Below are 21366 nucleotides of genomic sequence, written 5' to 3'. Positions count from 1 at the left end.
GAGGAGGGGCGGAGGCCGTGGTGGCCTCCGCCCCTCCCCGTGTCGCATCCGCCGGGTCAGTCGATGCTCCGGCAGATGTGCGGCTCCAGCTCCGCGTCGTCGGCGTCGCCCGCCAGGTGGAGGACGGGGCGCTTCGCCTCGGGCCCGGTGTTCAGCAGGTACCAGGTGCCGCCGCGCTGCACCGAGGCCAAAGTGCCGTTCGCCAGGACGTGCAGGGAGCGACGGGGGGTCGTGGTCGGCATGGTGATCATGGGTTCTCCTGAAGGCCGTTGGTGGTCTGCGCACGCGTGGGGTTTCTCCGTCGTGGTGCTGATGGCTCGCTCGGCTGTCCGTCCGCTACCTCGCCCCCGCCAGCACCGGCTCGCGCAGCGGCACCCGCGTCTCCGTCCGCTCCCTCGCCGGGCGGGCGTGGGCCGTCGGGGCCCAGCGGAACAGGGCCGAGCCGACCGACATACCGCCCCCGAAGGCCGACAGGACCGTCAGGTCGCCCTCGGTGAACAGGCCGCGGCGGTGGGCCACGTCCAGGGTGATCGGGACGGACGCGGCGCCGGTGTTGCCGTGGTGGGCGAGGGCGAGGTGCATCCGGGCGGTGTCCAGGCCGAGCGCGGGCCACACCTCCGCCAGCATCACGCCGTTGGCCTGGTGCGGGACGAAGTGCCGTACGGAGCGGGCGGGTACGGCCGCCTTCGCGAGCAACTCATGGATCGCGCCCGGCAGGTTGTCGTGCACGAAACCGCGCACCCCGCGCCCGTCCATCGTGAACCAGTGCGCGCCCTCCGCCACCGTCTGCTCCGACGCCGGCCGCCTGCTGCCGCCCGCCGGCACGCTGATCAGCCGGTGCTGGTCGCCACGGGTCGTCAGACTGGTGGTGATGCCTCCGGTCGCGGCCGGTACGGGTCCGAGGACGACGGCCCCCGCGCCGTCGCCGAACAGGATGGCCGTCTTGCGGTCGGCCGGATCCAGGATGCGCGAGTAGATGTCCGCGCCGATGACCAGGGCGTACGGCCCCTGCCCCGACGCGGTTCCCGGCTCGGCGCGCAGCATGCGGTCCGCCGCCGTCAGCGCGAACATGAAGCCGCTGCACACCGAGTTGACGTCGAACGCGGCGGCCCGGCGCGCCCCGATGAGGTCGGTGACGATGGCGGCGGTGGCGGGCTGGGGGTGGTCCGGGGTGGAGGTGGCGACGACGACGTACGAGATCTGATCCGCAGTCAGGCCCGCCTGGAACAGGGCCCGTCGGGCCGCCTGCGCCGCGAGGTCCGACGTGGCCTCGTGCGGGGCGGCGCGGTGTCGTCGTCGTATGCCGGTCTTGCGTTCGATCCACTCGGCGGTCACACCGGCCGCCGCGCCGACCTCGTCGTTGTGGGCGACGGTGGCGGGGAGGTAGGAGCCGGTGGCGATGATGCCGATGGAGGAGCCGGGGTCGGTCATGGTCACTCCTGATGTCGTAACGGACGGAAGTCGTAACGGAGGACTGCCTACGGTCAGTTCGCGGACCGCGTCGTGAACTCCCCGAAGCTCGGGCCCTGGAGCTTGAGCTGCGCGTGGATGTCGCCGCCGAGGCCGAAGTGGCCGATGGCACCGCCGTAGTTCTGCTGGTAGCTCATCCACAGCACGACCACGTTGATCACCCGGTTCGCGCCGGGGGTGCCCGGTGCCGGGAAGGGGTTGGGGAGGCTCGCCCGGTAGTGGGCCATGCCGTTGCTGTCGCTGATGAACGCGTTCGGCACGCCGAGCGGGCCGGGGCGGGTCGGGCCCGCCGGGTCGAGGTCGTGCTCGCGCAGCGACATGACCGTGTAGAGGCTGTCGGGGATCAGGCCCGTGAAGGCGAAGGAGAAGTCGGCGCCGCGCCCGTGCGCCGGCACATGCACCTCCAACTGGCCTCGTGCCTTGGTCCATTGGCCCAGCGTGATCGGCTCACGCAGCTTCGGGCCGTCCTCCTCGCGCAGGTCCGGGATGGGCGCCCCGTGCAGCGGATAGCTCGGGCGGCGCACGTCGTGCGCGTCGGGGCGCTGCTCCGGGGCGAACAGCATCGGGTAGTTGTTGCAGGGAAGGGGGAGGGGGAGCGTGAACAGCTGGACCTGGGCGTCGGGCCCGGTCGGGTCGGTGAGGTCGAGCTCGCGGACGATGTCGTACGGCAGGTTCTGGCCGAGCGGGGGCAGCGGGCTGTCCGGCGAGACCACCGCGCCGCCCCACGTGGAGACGGTGGAGCCGTCCGCGCCGGGTCGGTTGACGCGGCCGATGACGACGAAGTCGCCGTTCTCGTCCACGATCTCGCTCGGCGGGTAGAGGGGGCCCTGGGTGGTGACGCTCAGGTCGTAGGTGCGGGTCATGGGGGCCGAGGTGGGCTGGGCCGCCACGACAGGGGTCGCGGCCTCGGGTGCGATGGTCATGGCGGGTACTCCTTCGCCGGTGGGAACGGCCGGCCGCGTAACGCCTCGCTGTGGTGCACAGGGGTTTCGCGGCCGGCCGTGGGGAGGGGGAGGGGAGAAGCGGGTCAGGCGGTGACGCGCTCGTAGATGCGGGTGTACAGGCCGTTGTCGCCTCCGGTGATGTAGGTGTCGCCCGCCTCGCGGACGATCTGCTGGTAGCGGGGGGAGGTGAACGCCTCCATGTACTTCGCCGGGTCGGCGTCGAAGCCAGACACGAACATCACGCCGGGCTCGGTGCTGGCCAGCGAGTGGAAGGCCTGGAAGCTCTTGACCTCGTCCGTGGTGCGCACGACGTCGAAGATGGTCTCCTCGCGCCAGGCGCGGTACTGCCGGTAGACCCGCGGCACGACCTCGACGTGCCGCATCTGCACGTAGTGCGTGTCGGGCAGCGCGCCGGCGGCCGGCTTGGGCGCCTCGACGAACTGCAGGAACTGGCGGCGGAAGTCACCCTCGCCCAGCGGGCCGACGGCCTCCCACAGCTTCCACCAGTCGGCGCGCAGCTCCTCCATCTGCTCGAACCCGCGGTCCAGCGAGGCGAGTTCGAGGACGGAGTTGCTCTCCAGGCCGCGGTAGAGGATGCGTCCCTCGAAGCCGGACGCGTCGTTGTGGGCCTGCCAGGCCTCGGCGACTGTGTCGATCTGCTCCGGCTTGGCGAACAGCTCGGTGGCGGTGATGAGGGCGGCGGAAGCGGACATGACGGTTCTCCTTGAGTGAGTGAGTGAGTCAGTGAGCGAGCGAGTGAGTGCGTGATGTGCGTGTGTACGGGTGTGTGTACGACGGGAGTTGCGGAGGTGGGAGCTGCTCAGACGGTGGCCAGCACCGGCTCCGCCGGCGTGATCGTCTGCCGCGCGTTGCGCAGCGTGTGCTCCACGGCGAACTGGCCCCGGCGGTGCTCCTTGGCCTCGATGACCGGGGCGTCGAAGGCCGTGTAGGTGACGGTGGTGATGGAGGCGCGGCGGTCGGCCTGGTGGAGGGAGATCTCCGCGGTGAAGGAGAGCCGGTCCGGGTTGTCGAGCTCGGCGCGCAGCGAGTGGTAGACGACGGTGGCGTCGACCGGGAAGAGGAAGTTCTCGAAGGTCGTGTTCATCGACTCGATGACGTAGTAGTACGAGCGGTCCAGGTAGCGGGCGGCGTGGTAGCGCTCGCTGACCGCGAGGAACATCTGCCGGGCCGCCTCGACGGCGACCATGCCCTGGACGTGCTCGCCGGTCTGGTGGTCGATGAGCAGTTCGTTGTCGTTGTGGACCCGCAGGGTGGCGGAGAAGAGGTCCGCCCCGTCCCGCCTGAGGTCGGCTATCAGGGTGTTGTCGCTTCGGTGTTTGTGGGCCTCGCCGCGGCCGGCCAGGGCCGGCGGGCGGAAGTCGAGGTCGAGGCGGTCGCCCAGGCCGAGCAGCAGGGCCGCGTCCCGGACCAGGTCCGCGTCCTCGGCGGTGACGCCCTGACCGGCGCGCACCCGGACCGGCCGGCTGTCCCAGGAGTACACCCCGAGGCGCATCTCCTCGATGAACTGGCTGACGGTGAGGACGTCCTGCTGGGCGGCGAATCCGGCGAAACGGTCACCGACGAGGAGCAGGGTCCGGAGGGAGGCTGTGGCTGACATGGGTGTCTCCTTGAGTGTCCTTGACGAGGGAGGAGCATCGGAGTCATACGGGCCTGCCGCCTCTTCCGCACCGGATCTCCTGGGGATTCCCGGGGTGGCGGGGCCGATGTGAAAGACCGTAGAGGAGTGCGGGCGAGGGTGCAACCATCTAGTTGGTTTTTCTGAACCATCCAGTTGGTTGTGTCGTGGACTACGCTGTTCCCATGGCTGAGACACCCAAGGCGCAGGCGACCCGCGCCAAGCTTCTGGAAGCCGCCGAGGCGGAGTTCTCCGAGCACGGGCTCGCGGGTGCGCGCGTGGACCGCATCGCAGAGCGCTCCGGCGTCAACAAGCAGCGGATCTATGCCTACTTCGGCAACAAGGAAGCCCTGTTCGCGGCCGTGATGACCAAGGTCTACGCCCATATGTCGGACGCCGTCCCCATCCCCGTCACGGAGGAGGGGCTGCGCTCCTATGTGGGCGAGGTCTTCGACTACCACCGCCAGTCCGACCTGGTGCGGCTGCTGGCCTGGGAGGGTCTGCACTACCGGGACAAGCCGATCCCGGACGAGAAGGAGCGCGAGACGTACTACGTCCACAAGACGGCCGCGCTCAGCCTCGCCCTCGGTGTCGACGACCCCGCGACCGCCGCCCGCGTGCTCATCGCCCTGATCGGCATCGCGTCCTGGCCGTTCATCGTGCCGCAGCAGCGCCGGCTGATGCTGGGCCCGGACGGGGACACGGAGAGCGGGTGGGCTCTGCTGCGGGCGAGCGTGGTGGCGCACGGGCACTCGATCATCGACAACGTGCTCCAGGGGTCGGTCTGAGCGGCGCCGCCTCGTAAGTCGGCCGTACGGCAAGGGAGTCCGGGATTTTCCCGGGCTCCCTTTCTGCTGGTCGGCGGGGCATAACCATCTGGTTGGTTCTTAAAAACCAACTAGATGGTTGCGCGCTCTCCTGAACCGGGCTACCTTCTTCATCACCAGGCCGGACCCGCTCAGTCGGGGGCCGCCGGTGATATCCGACGCACCGTCAATCAGGGGCGCGAGCCCGGAAACCGAGGTCCCCGTGAACAGCACCACGCCCGTCATCGTCGTCAGCGGCGCCACCGGCGGCATGGGCTCGGCCGTGGTCGAGGAACTGGCCCGGTCGGACGCCACCGTCGTCCTGCTCGGCCGGGACGCGGCCCGTCTGGAACGGACCCGGCAGGAGATCGACGCCCGCACGGGCGGTGCGGGGCGGCTCGTGACGTACGAGACCGACATCAACTCCACCGCCTCGGTCGACGCCACCGTCGCCGTCCTGGTCGCCGAGCTCGGCCGGGTGGACGGCCTCGTGCACACCGCCGGCGACGGCCCCCTCGCCCCGCTCGCCGAAGCCGACGACGCGATGTGGCAGGCCACGTTCAACGGCAAGCTGATGGGGGCCGTACGGCTCACCCGGGCGCTCGCCGGTCCGCTGGCCGAGGGCGACGGTGGCTCGGTCGTCCTGGTCAGCGGTGTCTTCCGCAAGGACCCCGACCCGCTCTTCCCGGTGAACAGCGCGGTCAACGCCGCCGTCGCGGCCTTCGCCAAGGCCGTCTCCAAGGACCTCGGGCGCCAGGGCGTCCGGGTCAACGTCCTCGACCCCGGTGCCGTCCGCACCCCCCTGTGGGACGAGATCGCCAAGGCGATCGGCGACCGCACCGGCGCCACCGCCGACCAGGTCACCGCCCAGGTCGCCGCCCAGACCCCGCTCGGCAGACTGGCCGACCCGGAGGACGTGGCCCGCCTCGCGGCCTTCCTCCTCTCGCCCGCCGCCCGGCACCTCACCGGCGCCGCCCTCACCCTCGACGGCGGAGCCTCGGCCGGCCTGTAGCCCGCCGCGCCGCCCTCTCCTTCAGCTCGACCCTCAACCCACCCGCGCCACAAGGAGCTTCGTCATGCCCATCCTCTCCATGACCACCTGGCCGAACCAGACCGACGAGAAGTGCCAGGAGCTGATCGAGGAGCTCACCGCGACCGTGCACCGGGTGATCGGGGCGCCCCTCGACAAGATCACCGTCTTCATCCAGGAGATCCCGCAGAACCGCTGGGGCGAGGGCGGAGTGCTCGGCACGAACCCGGAGTTCGCCGACCTGAGCCGCCGCCGCACCGCACCGGTGGACGCCTGACGACGTTCCCGTTTGCGCTGGTGGATGCCTGACGGCCTTCCGGTTCCCGCCGGTGGATGCCTGGCGGCCCCCGCAGGGTCGCCGGTGGGTGCCTGTCTGGCCCCTGGCCCCCAGCCGGTGGGCGGCTGACGGTCTTCCGGTTCCCGCCGGTGGATGCCTGGCGGCCCCCGCAGGGTCGCCGGTGGGTGCCTGTCTGGCCCCCGGCCCCCAGCCGGTGGATGCCTGACGGTCTTCCGGTTCGCGCCGGTGGCTGCCTGTCCGGCCCCCGGCCCCCGCCGGTGGGTGCCTGTCTGGCCCCTGGCCCCCAGCCGGTGGGCGGCTGACGGTCTTCCGGTTCGCGCCGGTGGCTGCCTGTCCGGCCCCCGGCCCCCTGCCACTCGCCCGTCAGCGCCTGTCCGGCCCCCGGCCCCCTGCCACTCGCCCGTCAGCGCCTGACCGGCCCCGCAAACCCCACACCCTCGCGGGTGAACGCCCGACCCGCCCCCGCCCCTCGCCGGTCGACATCTGACCGGCCCCCGACCCTCGTCGGTGGCCGCCCCCACTAGCTCCCGCCCTCGCCTCCCCCCACCCCTTCCTCCAAGGAGAGATCCCATGGCCATCCTGACCCGGCCCGCGCGGACCGAGCGGCGTGCTGCCGCATCGGCCGGTGCGCCGCCTGCCGCCCCCCGGTCCAGTTCCCCCACCACCGTCCTCGCGGCGGCCCTGCTCGCCTTCTTCGTCATCTCCCTCGACGGCTCGGTCGTCAACGTGGCCCTCCCGGCCATCTCCCACAGCCTCGGCGGAACCATGGCCGACCTGCAGTGGATCGTCGACGGCTACACCCTGATGTTCGCGGCGTTCATGCTGTCGGCCGGTACCTTCTCGGACCGGATCGGTGCCAGCCGCGCCTACGCCTGGGGTCTGGCCTCCTTCACCGTCGCCTCCCTGGCCTGCGGTGTCGCCCCCAACCTGGGCACGCTGATCGGCGCCCGGATGGTGCAGGGCGGTGCGGCGGCGCTCATGGTGCCGGCCTCGCTCGCGCTGATCCGGCAGACCTACACCGACCCCGGCAAGCGGGCGCGGGCCATCGCGATCTGGACGGCGGCCGGTTCGGTGGCCGTGGCGGTCGGGCCGGTCATCGGCGGCATGCTCACCAGTGGGCTGAGCTGGCGCGCGGTGTTCTACCTGAACCTCCCGGTCGGCGCCCTCGGGCTCGCCCTGCTGACCCGTATCGCCCCCTCGCCGCGCCGGGCGGCCCCGGTCGACCTGGTCGGGCAGCTGTCGGTGGTGGCGTCCCTGGCCGGTCTGACGTACGCCGTGATCGAGGGCGGCCGTGCGGGCTGGGGGAGCGTGGACGTGCTGGGCACGCTGGCGCTGGCCGCCGTGGCGATCGCGGTGTTCGTGGCGACGCAGTCGCGGCGCGAGCAGCCGATGGTGCCGCTGAGCATCTTCAAGAACCGCACGGTCCTCGTCTGCCTCGCGGCCGGCTTCACCATCAACGCGGTCTTCTACGGCGCGATCTTCCTGCTCGGCATGTACTTCCAGCAGGTGCGCGGCGCCTCCCCGGTCAGCACCGGCGCGATGTTCATCCCGATGTGCGCGCTGATCTCCGTCGTCAACATGGCGGGCGTCAAGCTCGCGGCCCGCAAGGGTGCTTGGGTGCCGATGACGATCGGCCAGCTGGTGATGACGGCGGGCTCGCTGCTGATGCTGACGGTCACCTCCTCCACGTCGTACTGGATCCCCGTGCTGCTCCTCGTCCCGATCGGCCTGGGCGGCGGACTCGCGGTGCCCTCCCTCACGGCGGCCATCCTGGAGAACATCGACGGCGACCGGGCGGGTACGGCGGCGGCGGTGCTCAACACCTTCCGCCAGGTGGGCAGTTGCATCGCGGTGGCGGCCTTCGGCGCGCTGATCGCGGACACGGGGCACTTCCAGCGGGGCTTCGACACGAGCTTCGTGGCGTGTGTGGTGATGCTGCTGGGCACGGCCGTGGGGACGGCGGTGCTGCTGCCTCGGGGCAGCAAGAAGGGTGGCGAGTAAGACTTTGGCTGCCGGCTCGTTGTGGCTGGTCGCGCAGTTCCCCGCGCCCCTTGGGGTGTGGGGAACTGGCGTTTCCTCCGTCCCGTTTTCTTAAACAGAAGATAAAATACCTTCACGAAGGAATTTAAAGAGGGCAGGATGGACCCATGACCGTGATGGAAGAACGCACCCTTCCCCAGCCCCCACCGGACACCACCCGCACCCGCCTCGCCGAACTCCAGCTCATACGCGAGCTCGCGCACGAGGGCCCCGCCCCCGGCGCGAGCGACCAGCAGCACGCGCGGGGCAAGCTCACCGCTCGTGAGCGCATCGAACTGCTCCTGGACCCGGGGTCGTTCACCGAGATCGAGGCGTTGCGGCGGCACCGCGCCACCGGGTTCGGCCTGGAGGCCCGGCGGCCCTACACCGACGGTGTCGTCACCGGCTGGGGCACCGTGGACGGCCGGACCGTCTTCGTCTACGCCCATGACTTCCGTATCTTCGGCGGCGCCCTCGGCGAGGCCCACGCCACGAAGATCCACAAGGTGATGGACCTCGCGCTGGCCGCCGGGGCGCCGCTGGTCAGCCTCAACGACGGGGCCGGCGCCCGGATCCAGGAGGGCGTCAGCGCTCTCGCCGGATACGGCGGGATCTTCACCCGCAACGTCGCCGCCTCCGGCGTCCTGCCGCAGATCAGCGTGATGCTCGGGCCCTGCGCCGGCGGCGCCGCCTACTCGCCGGCCCTCACCGACTTCGTCTTCATGGTCCGCGGCATCTCCCAGATGTTCATCACCGGCCCCGACGTCGTCCAGGCCGTCACCGGCGAGAAGGTCAGCCAGAACGGCCTCGGCGGTGCCGACGTGCACGCCGATGTCTCCGGTGTCGCCGCCGCGGCCTACGACGACGAGGCGAGCTGTCTTCAGGACGTACGGCATCTGCTGTCCCTGCTGCCGGCCAACAACCGCGAACTCCCGCCCTACGAGGCGCCGTCGGACGACCCCGAGCGGCGCTGCGAGGCCCTGCTCGACCTGGTGCCGGCCGAGCCGAACCAGGCGTACGACATCCACCGGGTCATCGAGGAGGTCGTCGACGACGGCGACTTCTTCGAGGTGCAGCCCACCTGGGCCGCCAACCTGGTGTGCGCGCTCGCCCGGCTCGACGGCCATGTCGTCGGCGTCGTCGCCAACCAACCCGCCGCCACCGCCGGGGTGTTGGACATCGCCGCCTCGGAAAAGGGCGCGCGGTTCGTGCAGTTCTGCGACGCCTTCAACATCCCGCTGGTCACGCTCGTGGACGTACCCGGGTTCCTGCCGGGCGTCGGGCAGGAGCACGCCGGGATCATCCGGCACGGGGCCAAGCTGCTGTACGCGTACTGCAACGCCACCGTCCCGCGTATCTCGCTGGTGCTGCGCAAGGCGTACGGCGGCGCCTACATCGTCATGGACTCCCGGTCCATCGGCGCCGACCTCGCCCTCGCCTGGCCCACCAACGAGATCGCCGTGATGGGGGCCGAGGGCGCCGCCAATGTCGTCTTCCGGCGGGAGATCGCCGCCGCGGACGATCCGGAGGCGGTGCGCGAGCGGCGTGTCAAGGAGTACAAGTCCGAGCTCATGCACCCCTATTACGCCGCCGAGCGGGGGCTGGTGGACGACGTCATCGATCCTCGCGACACCCGATCCGTGCTGGTGCGCTCGCTCGCCATGCTGCGGGCCAAGCACGCCGACCTGCCCTCCCGCAAACACGGGAACCAGCCGGTATGAGCGGCACCGAGGGGCCCTTGTTCAGGGTGGTGCGCGGCGACCCGTCGCCCGAGGAACTCGCCGCCGCCACCGCCGTACTGCTGGAACTGGCCCGGCGGGCGCCCGCCGCTCAGGAGCCCGTGCTCGCCCGGTCCGCCGCACCCACCTGGCACCGCCCCGCCCTGACCACGCACCGCACCGCCGCGTCCTGGCGCCACTGAAGCCGTCCGACCCTCCCCAGAGAAGGATCACCATGTCCGTGCGCGACACCACGACCGAGTACGCGGCCTACGACCGCAAGCGCCCCACCGCCTACGTCACCACCCACGCCGAGACCTACTCCCTGGAGGAGGTCGTCCGGATCAGCGGCCTCGACGCCGACACCCTCGGCTGGTACGAGCGGCAGGGGCTCATCGAGGGCGCCGAGGAGGACCCGTACGGGGTGCGCGCCTACAGCCCGATCCATCTGCGCTGGCTGGAGTTCCTCAACCATCTGCGCAGCACCGGGATGTCACCGGCCGACATGAACCACTACGTCGAGCTGTACCGGGCGGGCGACCCGACCATCGCCGCCCGCCGGGAACTGCTGGAGCGGCACCGGGAGTTGCTGCGGCCACGGGCGGCGGAGTACGCCGCCACGCTCCGGTACCTCGACTGGAAGATCGGGTTCTACGCGGAGCGGGAGGCGGTGCTCGTGCGGGCCGCCGGCGTGTCCGCGCCCAGCGCGGTGGAGGCGTAGGCCGCCGCCACCGGCTCCAGGCGGAGCACACCGTGTGAGGCGACCGTGTGGACGTCCCGCCACAGGCGGGTGAGTTCGCCGGACGCGTCGCGGATGTGGGCGCCGCCGGTGCGGAAGAGGCGGTCCACGGCGTCGGCGAGGAGGCCGGCGGCCACGGCCGCGTCCCGCTGGTTGCCGGTGACCAGGGCCGGGGTGACGGGCTCGGTGTCGGCGCGGCGCGCGGCCCGCTCCAGCAGCAGACCGGCCGCGTCGATGTGGGCCGAGGTCACCGCGAGCGTCTCGCGCACCGCCGCGCTGTCGTGGTGGGGGCGCCCGCCGCCGGGGGCCTTCGCCGCCGCCCACGCGGACCACACCGCCAGCGCCCGGCGGGCCGCGCCCAGCGCGGGCGCGCAGAACATCAGCCCGCCCGCCAGCTGGGCGGGGGCCGAATGGCAGCGGGACAGGCCGGGCTCGTTGCCGCCGCGCATCAACTCGGCCATCGGAAAGGAGAGATGATGCGGGACAAAGGCGTCCCGTACGACCACGGTGTGGCTGCCGGTGCCGCGCAGCCCCGTGGCGTCCCAGGTGTCCAGGACGTCGACGGCGGCGGCCGGCACGGCGAACACCCGTGCCTCGCCGTCCGCCGCGGGCGCGGCCACCAGCACCCACTCCGCGCTGTCGACGCCGCTGACGCAGCCCCACGTGCCGGTCAACCGCGAGCCGCCGGCGGTCGGTTCGGCGTGCCCGGACGGCGGCATCAGGGCCGCCGATATCCGTACGTCGGGGGAGGCGCCCCACAGCTCCCGGCGGCCCTCCTCGGGCAGCAGCGCGGCGAACCGGCCGTGCGCGGCCCACAGCAGGGCCACCCAGGAGGCCGACGTGCAGGCCTCGCCCAGCGCGGCGACCTCGTGGAGCAGCGCGGTGAACGTCCCTTCCGTGCCGCCCCATCGGCGGGGCACGAAGTGCCGGGCCAGCCCGGTGGAGGTGAGCGCGGCGACGACCTCGGGTGCCAACCGGCCCTCGTGGTCGGCGTCTTGGGCGTGTTCGGCGACTGTGGCGGTGGCGGAGGTGGGGGGCATGTGACTGCTCCTAGTCATCTCTGTCAGGATCAGGTAAAAAAAGTGCGTTCAAGAAGGTATTGTTTGACGCACCCGTCCGAAGGGACTCGCGATGGCGAAACAGGCGCGCTCACTGCGCACCCATGAACTGGTGCTCGACGCCGCCGCGGCCGAGTTTGTCCGGCACGGGTATCCGCGCGCCAACCTCCAGCATGTGGCGGCCCGCACGGGGCTGACCAAGGGCGCCCTGTACGCCCACTTCGCCTCCAAGGAGCAGCTGGCGCGGGCGCTCACCGAGCACCTCGACCAGGTCGTCGACGAACTCCTCGCCCGGCACAAGGACGCGGGCCTCCCGGCGAACGAGCAGTTGCGCGCCCTGTGCTGCGCCCTCGCGGAGCGCGTGGAGTCGGACGTACGGTTCAACGCGGCGCTGCGCCTGGTGATGGACGAGGCCCAGTCGGCGCCCGAACCACCGCGGCTCCCGGCCGACTTGCGGGCGCTGTCCGCGGAGTCGCTGGCCGATCTCGCCGTGGTGATCCTGGTGGGCGCGTACTACACGGCCCCCGATCCGGAACGGCGTGGACTGGCCGAGCGGGTGCGGGGGCTGTGGGACGCGGTGGACGGCTCTCAGGCCGTAGAGGAAACGGGCACCCGGTGATCCAGGTGAGCGGCACCGTCCGCCGCCTGGGTGCCCCACAGGGTGCGGCAGGTGGCGAGCGCGGTGCCGTTCTGTACGGCGTCCAGGGTGACCCGGGTCCGCCCGGAGCCGGTGTCCGGCGCGCGCTCACGGACCACCAGGTCGATGGGGGCGTCGAGTTCGCCGAAGGCCAGGCAGTCCGCCTCCATGCCGAGCAGGGTGTGCCCGGCGCCCCGCGCCATGTCGCCGGGGTGCAGCAGCAGATGGCCGAGCTGGCGGAAGCCCTCCAGGGTGACCATGAGCGGGACATGGTCGCTGGGGTGGTCGAAGAAGATCGGGTGCTCGACGTCGACCAGCAACTGCCAGGGGCCGTCGGTGCGTTCGCGCACCAGCACGCTGTCCTTGGCGCGCAGCCGGCCGACCGCGGCCGGGTGCACCCGCTCCAGCTTGCGCGGGGCCGGGCCGGTCACGGCGACGCCGCGCGGCTTGGCGCCCCGGCCGCGCAGCATCGCGTACCGCTTGTCGTCCACGGCGACGACATGCAGCGCGCCGCGCCCGCAGGTCCGGCCGCCGACCGTGAGGACGACTTCGAGCCGCATGCCGAATCGGTGCGGCGGACGGTTGCCGACCCACACCCACCGCGCCTCCAGGACCACCGGGGCCGGTTCGCCGCCGATGCGCAGGGCGGCCGGGTCGGTGATCTCGAACTCCGAGCCGAAGCCGATGAAGCGATGGGTGAGCGGCACCTCGTAGTAGGCGTGCGCGAGGTAGACCAGGGCCTGGCGGATCGTCTCCATGAAGAGCAGCGGGTCGCTGGTGCCGTCGCTGCCCGGCGAGTAGAGCGCGTGGTCGCGCGGCCACTGGGCGGCGACCAGGAAGGAGTGCTCGCCGGTGCGGACGGCGTCGGTGAGGAAGACCTCGGCGATGGCGGCGCGGTGCACCATGTGGCGCGGGACCGGCTGCATCCAGCGGAGCTGCGGAGCGTTGACTTCCGCTCGTACCGCGGTCGAGCCGGCCGTGGCGCGTATGGGCGTGGAGACAGGTGTGACGACAGGCTGATGCATGGTCTGAACCCCCAGTGAATGTATTCACGCAGACAGCAACACCGGCACAACATCCGCACAGGACTGGCGCCGGTCGAGCCGCCACTTACAATACATTCCCGAAGGTATATTTCAAGGAACGCCAGAGGATGGACAGCATGGCCGTGGAACGCAGCGCAGCCAGGTCCCGGCCCGCCCGGGACACCGCCCCCCGGCACCGGGACACGGGCCTCAAGCAGGAGCGGGCCGTGCGCACCCGCGGGCAGGTGCTCGACGCGGCGGCGGAGGCCTTCGCCACCCAGGGCTTCCCCGCGGTGACCGTGCAGGACGTGGCCGCACTCGCCGGGGTGACCAAGGGCGCGGTCTACTTCCACTACGCCAACAAGGAGGCCCTCGCCCAGGCCTGCGCCGAGGAGTTCTACCACCGCCTCGGCGTCATCGGGCAGGAAGTGGAGGAGGCCGAGCTCTCCCCGCTCCAGGCGGTGACCGAGCTGCTGGAACGCACCGCGCGCGCCTTCCGCGACGAGACGATGGTCCAGGCCGGCGCCCGCCTCCAGATCGAGCGCTCCCTGATCGGCGCCGAGATGCCCATGCCCTACCTCGGCTACACCGAGTCCCTCACCGTCTGGCTCCGCCAGGCCCAGCAGGCGGGCCAGCTCCCCGCCGGCACCTCGCCCGAGGCCACCGCCCGCGTCCTGGTCTCCGCCTTCTTCGGCGCCCAGCACATCTCCTGGGTCCTCAACGACCGTGCGGACATTGCCGAGCGGGTGCAAGAGATCCTCAGGGCGGTGGTCCCGGTGGCGGCGAGGACCTGACCGGGGGACGGTGAGGGAAAGCGCGGGGCGGCGAGGGAAGACGAGGTGAGGGCCCGTGTGGGAGTGGCGTGACCCGGAGCCGGACCGGGCGGTGGACCTGGACCGGGCGATGGCCGTGGCGACGGAACTGGCGGCCTGGGCGGCCGAGGTGATCCGCCGCCCCCGCCCCGACGCCATACGGGAGAAGGAGGGCCCCGCCGACATCGTCACCGACACCGACGAGGCCGTGGAGGCACACCTGCGCCAGGCGCTCGCCGCGGCCTTCCCGGAGCACGGGATCGTGGGCGAGGAGTACGGCGTGACCGAGGGCGCCCCCGACGCCCCGCACTGGGTGATCGACCCGGTCGACGGCACGACCAACTACGCCCACGGCATCGGCTGGTGCTCGCTCTCCCTCGGCCTGGCCGCCCCCGACGGCACCCCGCTGCTGGGCGTGGTGGCGGACCCGTGGCGGCGCGAGACGTTCACGGCGATCAGAGGACGGGGCGCCCGCCTCAACGGCGCCCCGGTCCACGCGGCCGGCCACACCACCCTCACCGGCCATGTCTTCCTCACCGAGTGGGCGGCCCACGCCCACTGGCCCGGCATGGACGCGCTGCTGGCCGACCTTGCCGACCGCCACTGCACGGTCCGCGTGATGGGCTCCACGGCCCTTTCCCTCGCGCAGGTGGCGGCGGGCAGGGCGACGGCGGCCGGGATCGGCTCGTTCCATCACGTCGACGGACTTCCGTCCCTCCTGATCGCACGCGAGGCAGGCGCCGTCGCACTGCCCGAACTCCCCTCCTACGGCGAACCGTTGCTGCTGGCGGCGCCGGGAGCGGCGGAGGAGGCGGTGGAGGTGTGGCGCAGACATGCGAGCGCGACGCCCTGAGAGCCGCCCCAAGCATGCGCTGTGCGCCCGCCAGCCCGCCCCGAGCCCCGCAACCCACCGGAGCTACGAGGATCGTCAGTTGGGCGTCAGAATGACGGCCTGTCCGCCCGCCTCGGCCAGAGCCGCCACCAGCGTGTTCGCCGAAGTGACAGACAGGGTGCTCACCACGACCGGCGTACGGAACGGGCTGGTACCCGGCGTGCCGTCCGCGTAGACCGTCGCCGTGTAGGTCGTGTCCGGCGCCAGGAACGTCAGCGGAAGCGACAGCGTCCTCGCCGTCTCGTTCGTCATCGCGCCCAGGTACCAGGTGGTGCCGCTGCGGCGGGCCACCGCCACGTACTCGCCGATCTGCCCGGCCAGCGCCCTGCTCTCGTCCCACGTGGTCGGAATCGCGTGGAACCACGGCAGGCCCGGCCAGTTCGCGGGGGTCGCGTACTTCGACGGCTTGTCGTACCAGAAAAGGAAGTTGAGGGGCTGGTAGTACACCGCCGCCATCGCCATCTGGTGGGCGTTGGTCGTCTTGTTGCGGGACTGGCCGTAGCAGATGGTGTAGTCGAGCGGGCCGCCGATGTTGCGGGCGAAGGGCAGTGTCACGTTGTGGGTGGCGGTCGGGAACTGTTCGTTGCCGCGCACGCCCTCCAGGCTCAGGTAGTTGGGGTACGTCCGTTCCAGGCCGGACGGGCGGACGTCGTCGTGCATGTCGATCAGCAGTTCGTGCTCGGCGGCCGTACGGGCCCACGCGGTGATCCGGTCGGTCATCGACTGGGTGCCGTCGTTGATGAAGCCGAGCTTGATGCCCGTGACGCCCCAGCCCTTGTAGAGGGCGAAGAGCGCGTCCGCGTCGGTCAGGGCCAGGCGGTTGACGTAGAGGAAGACGCCGATGCCGTGGCTCGTGGCGTACGAGATCACCGAGGGCATGTCGATCGCGGCGATCGGGGTCGTCGCGTCGACCGTGGTGAACTCGGGGCCGTACCAGCCGGCGTCGTACTCGATGTGGTCGATGCCCCGGGCCACCGCGAAGTCGACGCCCGCGAGCCCTGCGGCGGTGGTGAGTTCGCAGCGGAAGACCTTGCCGGGCCTGATCCAGGAGGTGTCGGGGAGGACGTTCGGCGGGGCCAGGTTGAGGATCAGCTCGGCGTTGTCGACGAGTTCGGCGTGCGTGGCGCCGATCACGACCGCCCGCCAGGGTGTGGCGAAGGGGGTGGGGACCGTGGAGGCCGTCTCGACCTCGCCGGTGCCGCGGGCCGTGTGCTCCATGAGGAAGGCGGAGACCGTGTTCGGCGCATCGGGAACCGAACTCAGCATCAGCCGGGGGTAGGTGAGGCGCGCCGACTCGCAGACGCAGGCGATGAGGCCTTCGGAGAGCGTCGCGGTCAGGGGGAGGTCGGTGAGGGGGCCGTTGTCGGTGGTCGAGGTGCCGGTGACCGGGATGGAGCCGGGGGGCACGGGGACGTACGCGTCCTCGTCGCGGGCGCTGTAGACGGTGGTGCCCGCCGGGAAGGCGAACGTCGTCAACTCGTCGGCTATGACGGCCGTTCCGGTTCCGAACAGCACGTACCGCAGGGCCACGCCCGACTTGTACGCGCGGATCTGGACGCCGAAGGGGATGCCCGTCGCCGCGTCCCGCAGCCGCAAGCGCCGCTCCTGGTAGTGGTCGGTGACGGTGGCGTTGCGGCCGTAGACGGGGGACCAGGTGCGGTGCACGACCGTGCCGCGGCCGTCGTCGAGCAGGGTGACATCGTTGCCGAGCACCGTGCCGTCGGCCAGGGTCAGGCCCAGCGCCGAGGTGTCGACGACCGTCCTGCCGTCGCGGGTCGCGGACCAGCGCAGTGCCCCGTCGACCACGGACAGGGTGATGGCGGTGCCGCCCATGCGGGCCGTGGTGGAGCAGTCGCGGGGGCCCGCCGCGTGTGCGGTGCCGCCCAGCCCCGCCATCGCCGTCCCGGCCGTGACCGCCGCGCCCTTGAGTACTCCCCGGCGGGACGGCGACCCCGGCTCTCCTGAAGCTCTCATCGTGGAGGAACCTCTCCTTCGCGGAGCAGAATTTGGGTAGTAACCGTTTTCCGAGACGCGAACGTACGGGCCGGGAGAGGCGGGGGTCAAGATTGCGGACGACGGAAACCCGGTCCGTCTCTGCAGCGACGGACCGGGTCCCGGAAGGTTCAGGCGGCCGGGTCAGACCACCGGCGAGGCGCTGAACAGGTGCTTCTGGTCGCCGCCGCCGTCGCTGTCCCAGTCGAGGTGCAGCTCCCCGTCGCCCAGACCCTTGCTGGAGCCGATCTGGTAGCTGATCGTGCCCGTGGTGTACGAGTTGTTGTAGTTGCCGTTGGAGTCGCTGTTCTCCAGCTTGGCCTCGATGCCGTAGAAGTTCTTCGACTTCTTCACCGGGTCCGTGCCGGACTGCGACTTCTTGATCTGGACCTTGAAGTAGGCCGAGTCGAAGATCGTGGAGTCGTCGACCTGGCCGTACGCCGGGCCGTCCCAGCTGATCTTGGCGTAGCTGTAGACCGTGGAGCCGGACCGCTTGGCGCACACCTTGACGGTGAAGTCCCAGTTGTCGGCCCACGGACCCGAGTACGACGGGTCGTCGACCGACTTCTTGCTGGTGGTGCACTTGTAGTCGGCGGCCGCGGCCGGAGTGGCGGCCGTGATCGCCGTGGTGCCCGCGAGCGCGGCGACGACAACCGCGGCGGACGTGGCGCGCTTCAGCTTGCGCATGGTGAGCCTTTCTTGGTGCATGTGCGGTTCACTCGCTGCACAGGAGGTGTGGGGGAGTACCTCGGGCGTGACCGCCCTGCGCGCGTCGTCATGCAGCGAGCTTGATCGTAACTGGGTGATGAGCAGCGGGAGTTGCCAAAGTAGCCGGTGATCCGATTCTTCACGGGAGGTACGCGAGGTTTCACCGCGGGATCACGGGACGACGTGCGTGTCATGGCAGAGGAGTCCGTCGGCGATGTAGGTGTGCGTGTCCGTGGCCAGCGAAGCAATGGGCTGGGGACCCGCGTGCTCCACGTGAAGAGCGGCTGTGTCGCCCGTCGTCTTGCCGACGACTGAGCCTTCCCACATCCGCGCGGCAATTGGCAGCAGTCGCTCGGGGCGCAGGGTGCCGAGCAGCCGACAGGAGGCCCACATCCCACCGTTGACCCGGACGTCGGTGAAGGCCTTGGGGTTCGCCGCGAGAGGTTTTGCTCTGCGCTTGATGTAGTCGCGGCGAATCACCTTGGTCGGCCATCCGCGGCGGTCGCACTCCGCCAGGAAGAGGTCCAGGACCGCTCCGTCAACCTGCCCGAAGCCGACCCATGAGCCGTGGCGGCCTCCTGCGAAGGCGTGGCCATCGGCGTCCAGCACCCCTGCCAGCCATCCGGCAACGCGGGTGTTCTCGGGCTCCCATGGGCGGCCGAGGCTGACATTGCGATGTCGGAGCGGATCGAGATTCTTGCTGGTTACCCAAGCGAGTCGAGAACCGCGGGTCACGTAGGGCAGACGCACCAGCCAGGGGTGGTCAGCCGAGGCTGTGACAGCGCCCTCGGTGGTGGTGATGCGGTATGAGTCCTTGACGCCCGGCTCGTTGTGGGTGACCAAGCCGCGGCGATACCGCCGTCCGCCGTTCGCGTTGCCCACTCTCACGGTCTCTTGGTCGAAGGACACGATCTCGTCGCCGACTTGCAGGTCAGCGGCCCGCCGCCAGGTCAGATCGGCACAAAGGATCAAGGTGTCTGGATGAACACAGTTCACCGGCATGGGCATATTTCCGCCAGCCCCCCCAAAATGAAAAGTCTTCCATCGCATCAAACGACCAAGGCCCTCGCAGGTCACACATTCGATGAGCGAACGCCGCTTCGCTCCAGGGGGAGGCGTGACGGGTTAGGTGATTCCCGTAACCAGAGGGGAGTCGGACGGTTACTCTCGGCTATGAGTCGAGTGTGCGAGGGGTGACCGCCCATGGCGAACGTCCGCCGAGACCTGGATCCCAGCGCGTCCCCGCTGGACTACTACGGCTACGAGCTGCGCCGCCGCCGCGAGAGCGCGGGGCTGACCTTGAGCGAGCTGGGGTCGATCATCTTCTGCACGGGGTCGCTGGTCGGCCAGATCGAGTGCGCGCAGAAGGTGCCGACGCGGGAGTTCAGCGAACGGGTGGATGCGGCGCTGGGGACGGAGGGGTTCTTCTCGGGGTTGGTGGGGCTCGTTCTGCAGAGCCAACTGCCGAGCTGGTTCCAGCCGTATGCGGCGATGGAGGCGAAGGCCACGTACATCTCCACGTTTCAGTGTCAGGTGGTGTACGGGCTGTTGCAGACGGAGGAGTACGCCCGGGTTCTGCTGAGTGTTGGGCACCCGGACGAGGTGGATGAACAGGTGGCGGCGAGGCTTGAGCGGCAACGCATTCTGAGGCGGGAAGTGCCGCCCCCGTTGTGGGTGGTGCTGTCGGAGACGGTGCTGCATCAGCAGGTCGGTGGCTCCGAGGTCATGCGGGAGCAACTGGACTACCTGTTGCACTTCGCGAAGAACCCGTGGGTCCAGATCCAGGTGCTGCCGTTCGCGGTCGGTCAACACCCCGGGATGATGGGCTCATTCAACCTGCTGCGCTTCGACCGCGACCCGGACCTCTTCTACGCCGACGGCTACAACCAGGGGTATATGACGGCCAACCCGCAAGTGATCAGGGAGCGTTCGGTCAGTTACGCTCGCTTGCAAGCCTGCGCCCTCTCCCCGGAGGACTCGGCGGAACTGATCGGCCGCGTCATGGAGGAACGCTATGGGCACCAACCAGGACCTGACCGGAGCACCGTGGCGTAAGTCGTCGTACAGCGGCACCAGCGGTGACTGCCTCGAAATTGCCGCCCCCACCCCCACCACCCACATCGCCATCCGCGACTCCAAGGACCCGGCCCGAGGCCATCTCCGCGTCGCCCCCGCCACTTTCACCGCGTTCGTGAACTCGCTGAGGTAGGCCACTCCCAGGCGATCCACAGGTCCCTGCCACGTTGGCTTTAAGTGTCAACGTAATCGTCACCGCCATGGTCAACTCATCGCACGGACACAAGCCCCGCACCCCCGCACAGCACCGCTCGCGCCGCTGGTTCATGAACAAGGCCCTCCTCGCCGGCGGCGTCTCCGCCGTCGCCGTCATGGGCGGCTACGCCGCCACCCAGGCCGGCGCCGAGACGACCTCCACGGCTGACGCCACCGCGAGCGCCACCCCGTCCGGGCCGCCGGCAGGCGGTGGCTTCGGGCAGACCATCGCCTACGACGACTTCGTCGGCGTCACCACCGACGGCACGGTCATCGACGACCTGTACGCGATCCACCGCACCGGCGTCTCGACCACGCCGGTGGTGCGCGCGGGCGCAGCTTTCGTCAACTCCCTCACCGACGACCAGAAGTCGGCCACTCTCTTCGACATCGACGCCGACCAGTGGCTCGACTGGACGAACGTCGACTCCAACGACCGCGACGGTCTCGCCCTGCGTGACATGACCGAGAAGCAGTACAAGCTCGCGATCAAGCTGCTGAAGGCGGCGCTGTCCGCCCGCGGACTGGAGAACGCCACTCAGATCCGCAAGCTCAACCACTACCTCGGCGAGTCCAGCGGCGACACCACCAAGGCGCTGAACTACGACGCCTACTGGTTCACGATCATGGGCACCCCGTCGGCGACCGACCCCTGGGGCTTCCAGTTCGAGGGCCATCACCTGGTCGTCAACTACTTCGTCCTGGGCGATCAGGTCGTCGCGACGCCGACCTTCCGCGGCTCCGAGCCCACGAAGATCACGTACGACGGTGTCGACTACCACCTGTTCCGCGAGGAGACCGCCGCCGGTCTGAAGCTGCTGCGCTCGCTGGACGCCACCCAGCTCGCCACCGCCGCCCCCGGCACCGAGACGAAGACCGGCACCAACCTCACCGTCGGCGCGGGCAACGACAACGCGGTCCTGCCGTACAAGGGCCTCAAGGCCTCGGAGCTGAACCGCAGGCAGCAGAAGCTGCTCCTCGATCTCGTCGAGGTGTACACCGGCACCATCGACGAGGGGCACTCCCGGGTCTGGCTGCGGGACATCGAGAAGCACCTCGACGACACGTACTTCTACTGGATCGGCGAGTCCGAGGACGACTCGGCGTTCTACTACCGCGTGCACTCCCCGGTCGTCCTGATCGAGTACGACGCCGAGTCCCCGCTCGCCTACCACGAGGACGGCGACACCAGCTCGGGCGGCCCCAACGGCACCCCCACCCAGCAGCACATCCACACCATCATCCGCACCCCCAACGGCAACGACTACGGAGTGGACCTCCTCAAGCTCCACCTGGAGACCGACCACTGAA

The 21366-nt window shown here is 70.5% G+C and carries 23 protein-coding genes; 13 read left to right on the top strand and 10 right to left on the bottom strand.

Features of this window, described 5'->3' with window-relative positions; genetic code table 11:
• Positions 1-56 precede the first annotated feature (56 nt).
• From OG885_RS21965 to OG885_RS21945, 5 genes are all read right to left on the bottom strand, one after another.
• Complete coding sequence (locus OG885_RS21965) at positions 57-251, bottom strand: hypothetical protein (RefSeq protein ID WP_405734209.1); 195 nt, start codon at positions 249-251, stop codon at positions 57-59.
• A gap of 85 nt (positions 252-336) precedes the next feature.
• On the bottom strand, positions 337-1431 hold the full coding sequence (locus OG885_RS21960) for a 3-oxoacyl-ACP synthase III family protein (protein ID WP_405734207.1): 1095 nt from the start codon (positions 1429-1431) through the stop codon (positions 337-339).
• A gap of 53 nt (positions 1432-1484) precedes the next feature.
• Positions 1485-2393 (bottom strand): hypothetical protein, encoded by a 909-nt coding sequence (locus OG885_RS21955; RefSeq protein WP_405734205.1) that lies wholly within the window; start codon positions 2391-2393, stop codon positions 1485-1487.
• Between the two features lie 104 nt (positions 2394-2497).
• The gene (locus OG885_RS21950; protein ID WP_405734203.1) at positions 2498-3127 is read right to left on the bottom strand and encodes a hypothetical protein; all 630 of its coding nucleotides are present in this window, start codon (positions 3125-3127) and stop codon (positions 2498-2500) included.
• 107 nt (positions 3128-3234) lie between these two features.
• Entirely contained in the window at positions 3235-4032 is a 798-nt protein-coding gene (locus OG885_RS21945; protein ID WP_405734201.1) for an AfsA-related hotdog domain-containing protein, read from the bottom strand.
• Positions 4033-4235: 203 nt separating this feature from the next.
• Here OG885_RS21945 and OG885_RS21940 point away from each other — a divergent pair, with 203 nt between their 5' ends.
• The 7 genes from OG885_RS21940 (at position 4236) to OG885_RS21910 (ending at position 10642) form a co-directional block, all read left to right on the top strand.
• Positions 4236-4838 carry a TetR/AcrR family transcriptional regulator gene (locus OG885_RS21940; RefSeq protein WP_399952833.1) on the top strand — a complete coding sequence of 201 codons (603 nt, stop codon included), beginning with the start codon at positions 4236-4238 and terminating at the stop codon, positions 4836-4838.
• Positions 4839-5079: 241 nt separating this feature from the next.
• Positions 5080-5868 carry an SDR family NAD(P)-dependent oxidoreductase gene (locus OG885_RS21935; RefSeq protein ID WP_405734198.1) on the top strand — a complete coding sequence of 263 codons (789 nt, stop codon included), beginning with the start codon at positions 5080-5082 and terminating at the stop codon, positions 5866-5868.
• 64 nt (positions 5869-5932) lie between these two features.
• Positions 5933-6163 (top strand): 4-oxalocrotonate tautomerase family protein, encoded by a 231-nt coding sequence (locus tag OG885_RS21930; protein ID WP_405734196.1) that lies wholly within the window; start codon positions 5933-5935, stop codon positions 6161-6163.
• A 591-nt stretch (positions 6164-6754) separates the two neighbouring features.
• Positions 6755-8185 carry an MFS transporter gene (locus tag OG885_RS21925; protein WP_405734194.1) on the top strand — a complete coding sequence of 477 codons (1431 nt, stop codon included), beginning with the start codon at positions 6755-6757 and terminating at the stop codon, positions 8183-8185.
• A 146-nt stretch (positions 8186-8331) separates the two neighbouring features.
• Positions 8332-9924, top strand: coding sequence for an acyl-CoA carboxylase subunit beta (locus OG885_RS21920; RefSeq protein ID WP_405734192.1), 1593 nt, complete (start codon positions 8332-8334; stop codon positions 9922-9924).
• A complete protein-coding gene (locus OG885_RS21915; RefSeq protein WP_405734190.1) occupies positions 9921-10124 on the top strand; it encodes an acyl-CoA carboxylase subunit epsilon in 204 nt (67 codons plus the stop codon). The genes OG885_RS21920 and OG885_RS21915 overlap by 4 nt, the downstream gene beginning before the upstream one ends.
• Positions 10125-10156: 32 nt before the next feature.
• The gene (locus OG885_RS21910; RefSeq protein ID WP_405734188.1) at positions 10157-10642 is read left to right on the top strand and encodes a MerR family transcriptional regulator; all 486 of its coding nucleotides are present in this window, start codon (positions 10157-10159) and stop codon (positions 10640-10642) included.
• Here OG885_RS21910 and OG885_RS21905 read toward each other — a convergent pair.
• Positions 10573-11700, bottom strand: a complete 1128-nt coding sequence (locus tag OG885_RS21905) for an acyl-CoA dehydrogenase family protein (protein WP_405734186.1) — start codon at positions 11698-11700, stop codon at positions 10573-10575. The two genes, OG885_RS21910 and OG885_RS21905, sit on opposite strands and share 70 nt — an antisense overlap.
• Positions 11701-11791: 91 nt before the next feature.
• Here OG885_RS21905 and OG885_RS21900 point away from each other — a divergent pair, with 91 nt between their 5' ends.
• The gene (locus tag OG885_RS21900; protein WP_405734184.1) at positions 11792-12337 is read left to right on the top strand and encodes a TetR family transcriptional regulator; all 546 of its coding nucleotides are present in this window, start codon (positions 11792-11794) and stop codon (positions 12335-12337) included.
• On the opposite strand, the gene OG885_RS21895 is transcribed toward OG885_RS21900, so the two are convergent.
• The gene (locus tag OG885_RS21895; RefSeq protein ID WP_405734182.1) at positions 12307-13380 is read right to left on the bottom strand and encodes a ScbA/BarX family gamma-butyrolactone biosynthesis protein; all 1074 of its coding nucleotides are present in this window, start codon (positions 13378-13380) and stop codon (positions 12307-12309) included. The two genes, OG885_RS21900 and OG885_RS21895, sit on opposite strands and share 31 nt — an antisense overlap.
• A gap of 128 nt (positions 13381-13508) precedes the next feature.
• Between OG885_RS21895 and OG885_RS21890 the strand changes: the two genes are divergently transcribed.
• Both OG885_RS21890 and OG885_RS21885 read left to right on the top strand, forming a co-directional pair.
• Entirely contained in the window at positions 13509-14174 is a 666-nt protein-coding gene (locus tag OG885_RS21890; protein WP_405734180.1) for a ScbR family autoregulator-binding transcription factor, read from the top strand.
• A gap of 109 nt (positions 14175-14283) precedes the next feature.
• Complete coding sequence (locus OG885_RS21885; RefSeq protein ID WP_405742808.1) at positions 14284-15045, top strand: inositol monophosphatase family protein; 762 nt, start codon at positions 14284-14286, stop codon at positions 15043-15045.
• A gap of 75 nt (positions 15046-15120) precedes the next feature.
• Here OG885_RS21885 and OG885_RS21880 read toward each other — a convergent pair whose 3' ends face one another.
• From OG885_RS21880 to OG885_RS21870, 3 genes are all read right to left on the bottom strand, one after another.
• A complete protein-coding gene (locus OG885_RS21880) occupies positions 15121-17058 on the bottom strand; it encodes a glycoside hydrolase family 97 catalytic domain-containing protein (protein ID WP_405734178.1) in 1938 nt (645 codons plus the stop codon).
• 162 nt (positions 17059-17220) lie between these two features.
• Positions 17221-17763 carry a hypothetical protein gene (locus OG885_RS21875; RefSeq protein ID WP_405734176.1) on the bottom strand — a complete coding sequence of 181 codons (543 nt, stop codon included), beginning with the start codon at positions 17761-17763 and terminating at the stop codon, positions 17221-17223.
• Positions 17764-17955: 192 nt separating this feature from the next.
• On the bottom strand, positions 17956-18792 hold the full coding sequence (locus OG885_RS21870) for a Hint domain-containing protein (RefSeq protein WP_405734174.1): 837 nt from the start codon (positions 18790-18792) through the stop codon (positions 17956-17958).
• 195 nt (positions 18793-18987) lie between these two features.
• Here OG885_RS21870 and OG885_RS21865 point away from each other — a divergent pair, with 195 nt between their 5' ends.
• The 3 genes from OG885_RS21865 (at position 18988) to OG885_RS21855 (ending at position 21365) form a co-directional block, all read left to right on the top strand.
• On the top strand, positions 18988-19839 hold the full coding sequence (locus OG885_RS21865; protein WP_405734172.1) for a helix-turn-helix transcriptional regulator: 852 nt from the start codon (positions 18988-18990) through the stop codon (positions 19837-19839).
• The gene (locus OG885_RS21860) at positions 19799-19993 is read left to right on the top strand and encodes a DUF397 domain-containing protein (RefSeq protein ID WP_405734170.1); all 195 of its coding nucleotides are present in this window, start codon (positions 19799-19801) and stop codon (positions 19991-19993) included. Before OG885_RS21865 ends, OG885_RS21860 begins: the two co-directional genes overlap by 41 nt.
• Positions 19994-20060: 67 nt before the next feature.
• A complete protein-coding gene (locus OG885_RS21855; protein WP_405734168.1) occupies positions 20061-21365 on the top strand; it encodes a DUF3500 domain-containing protein in 1305 nt (434 codons plus the stop codon).
• Position 21366: the final 1 nt, after the last annotated feature.

Source organism: Streptomyces sp. NBC_00028 (assembly GCF_045041065.1).
In the GTDB taxonomy this organism is placed as follows: domain Bacteria; phylum Actinomycetota; class Actinomycetes; order Streptomycetales; family Streptomycetaceae; genus Streptomyces.
This window is presented reverse-complemented; position numbering and strand designations above follow the sequence as displayed.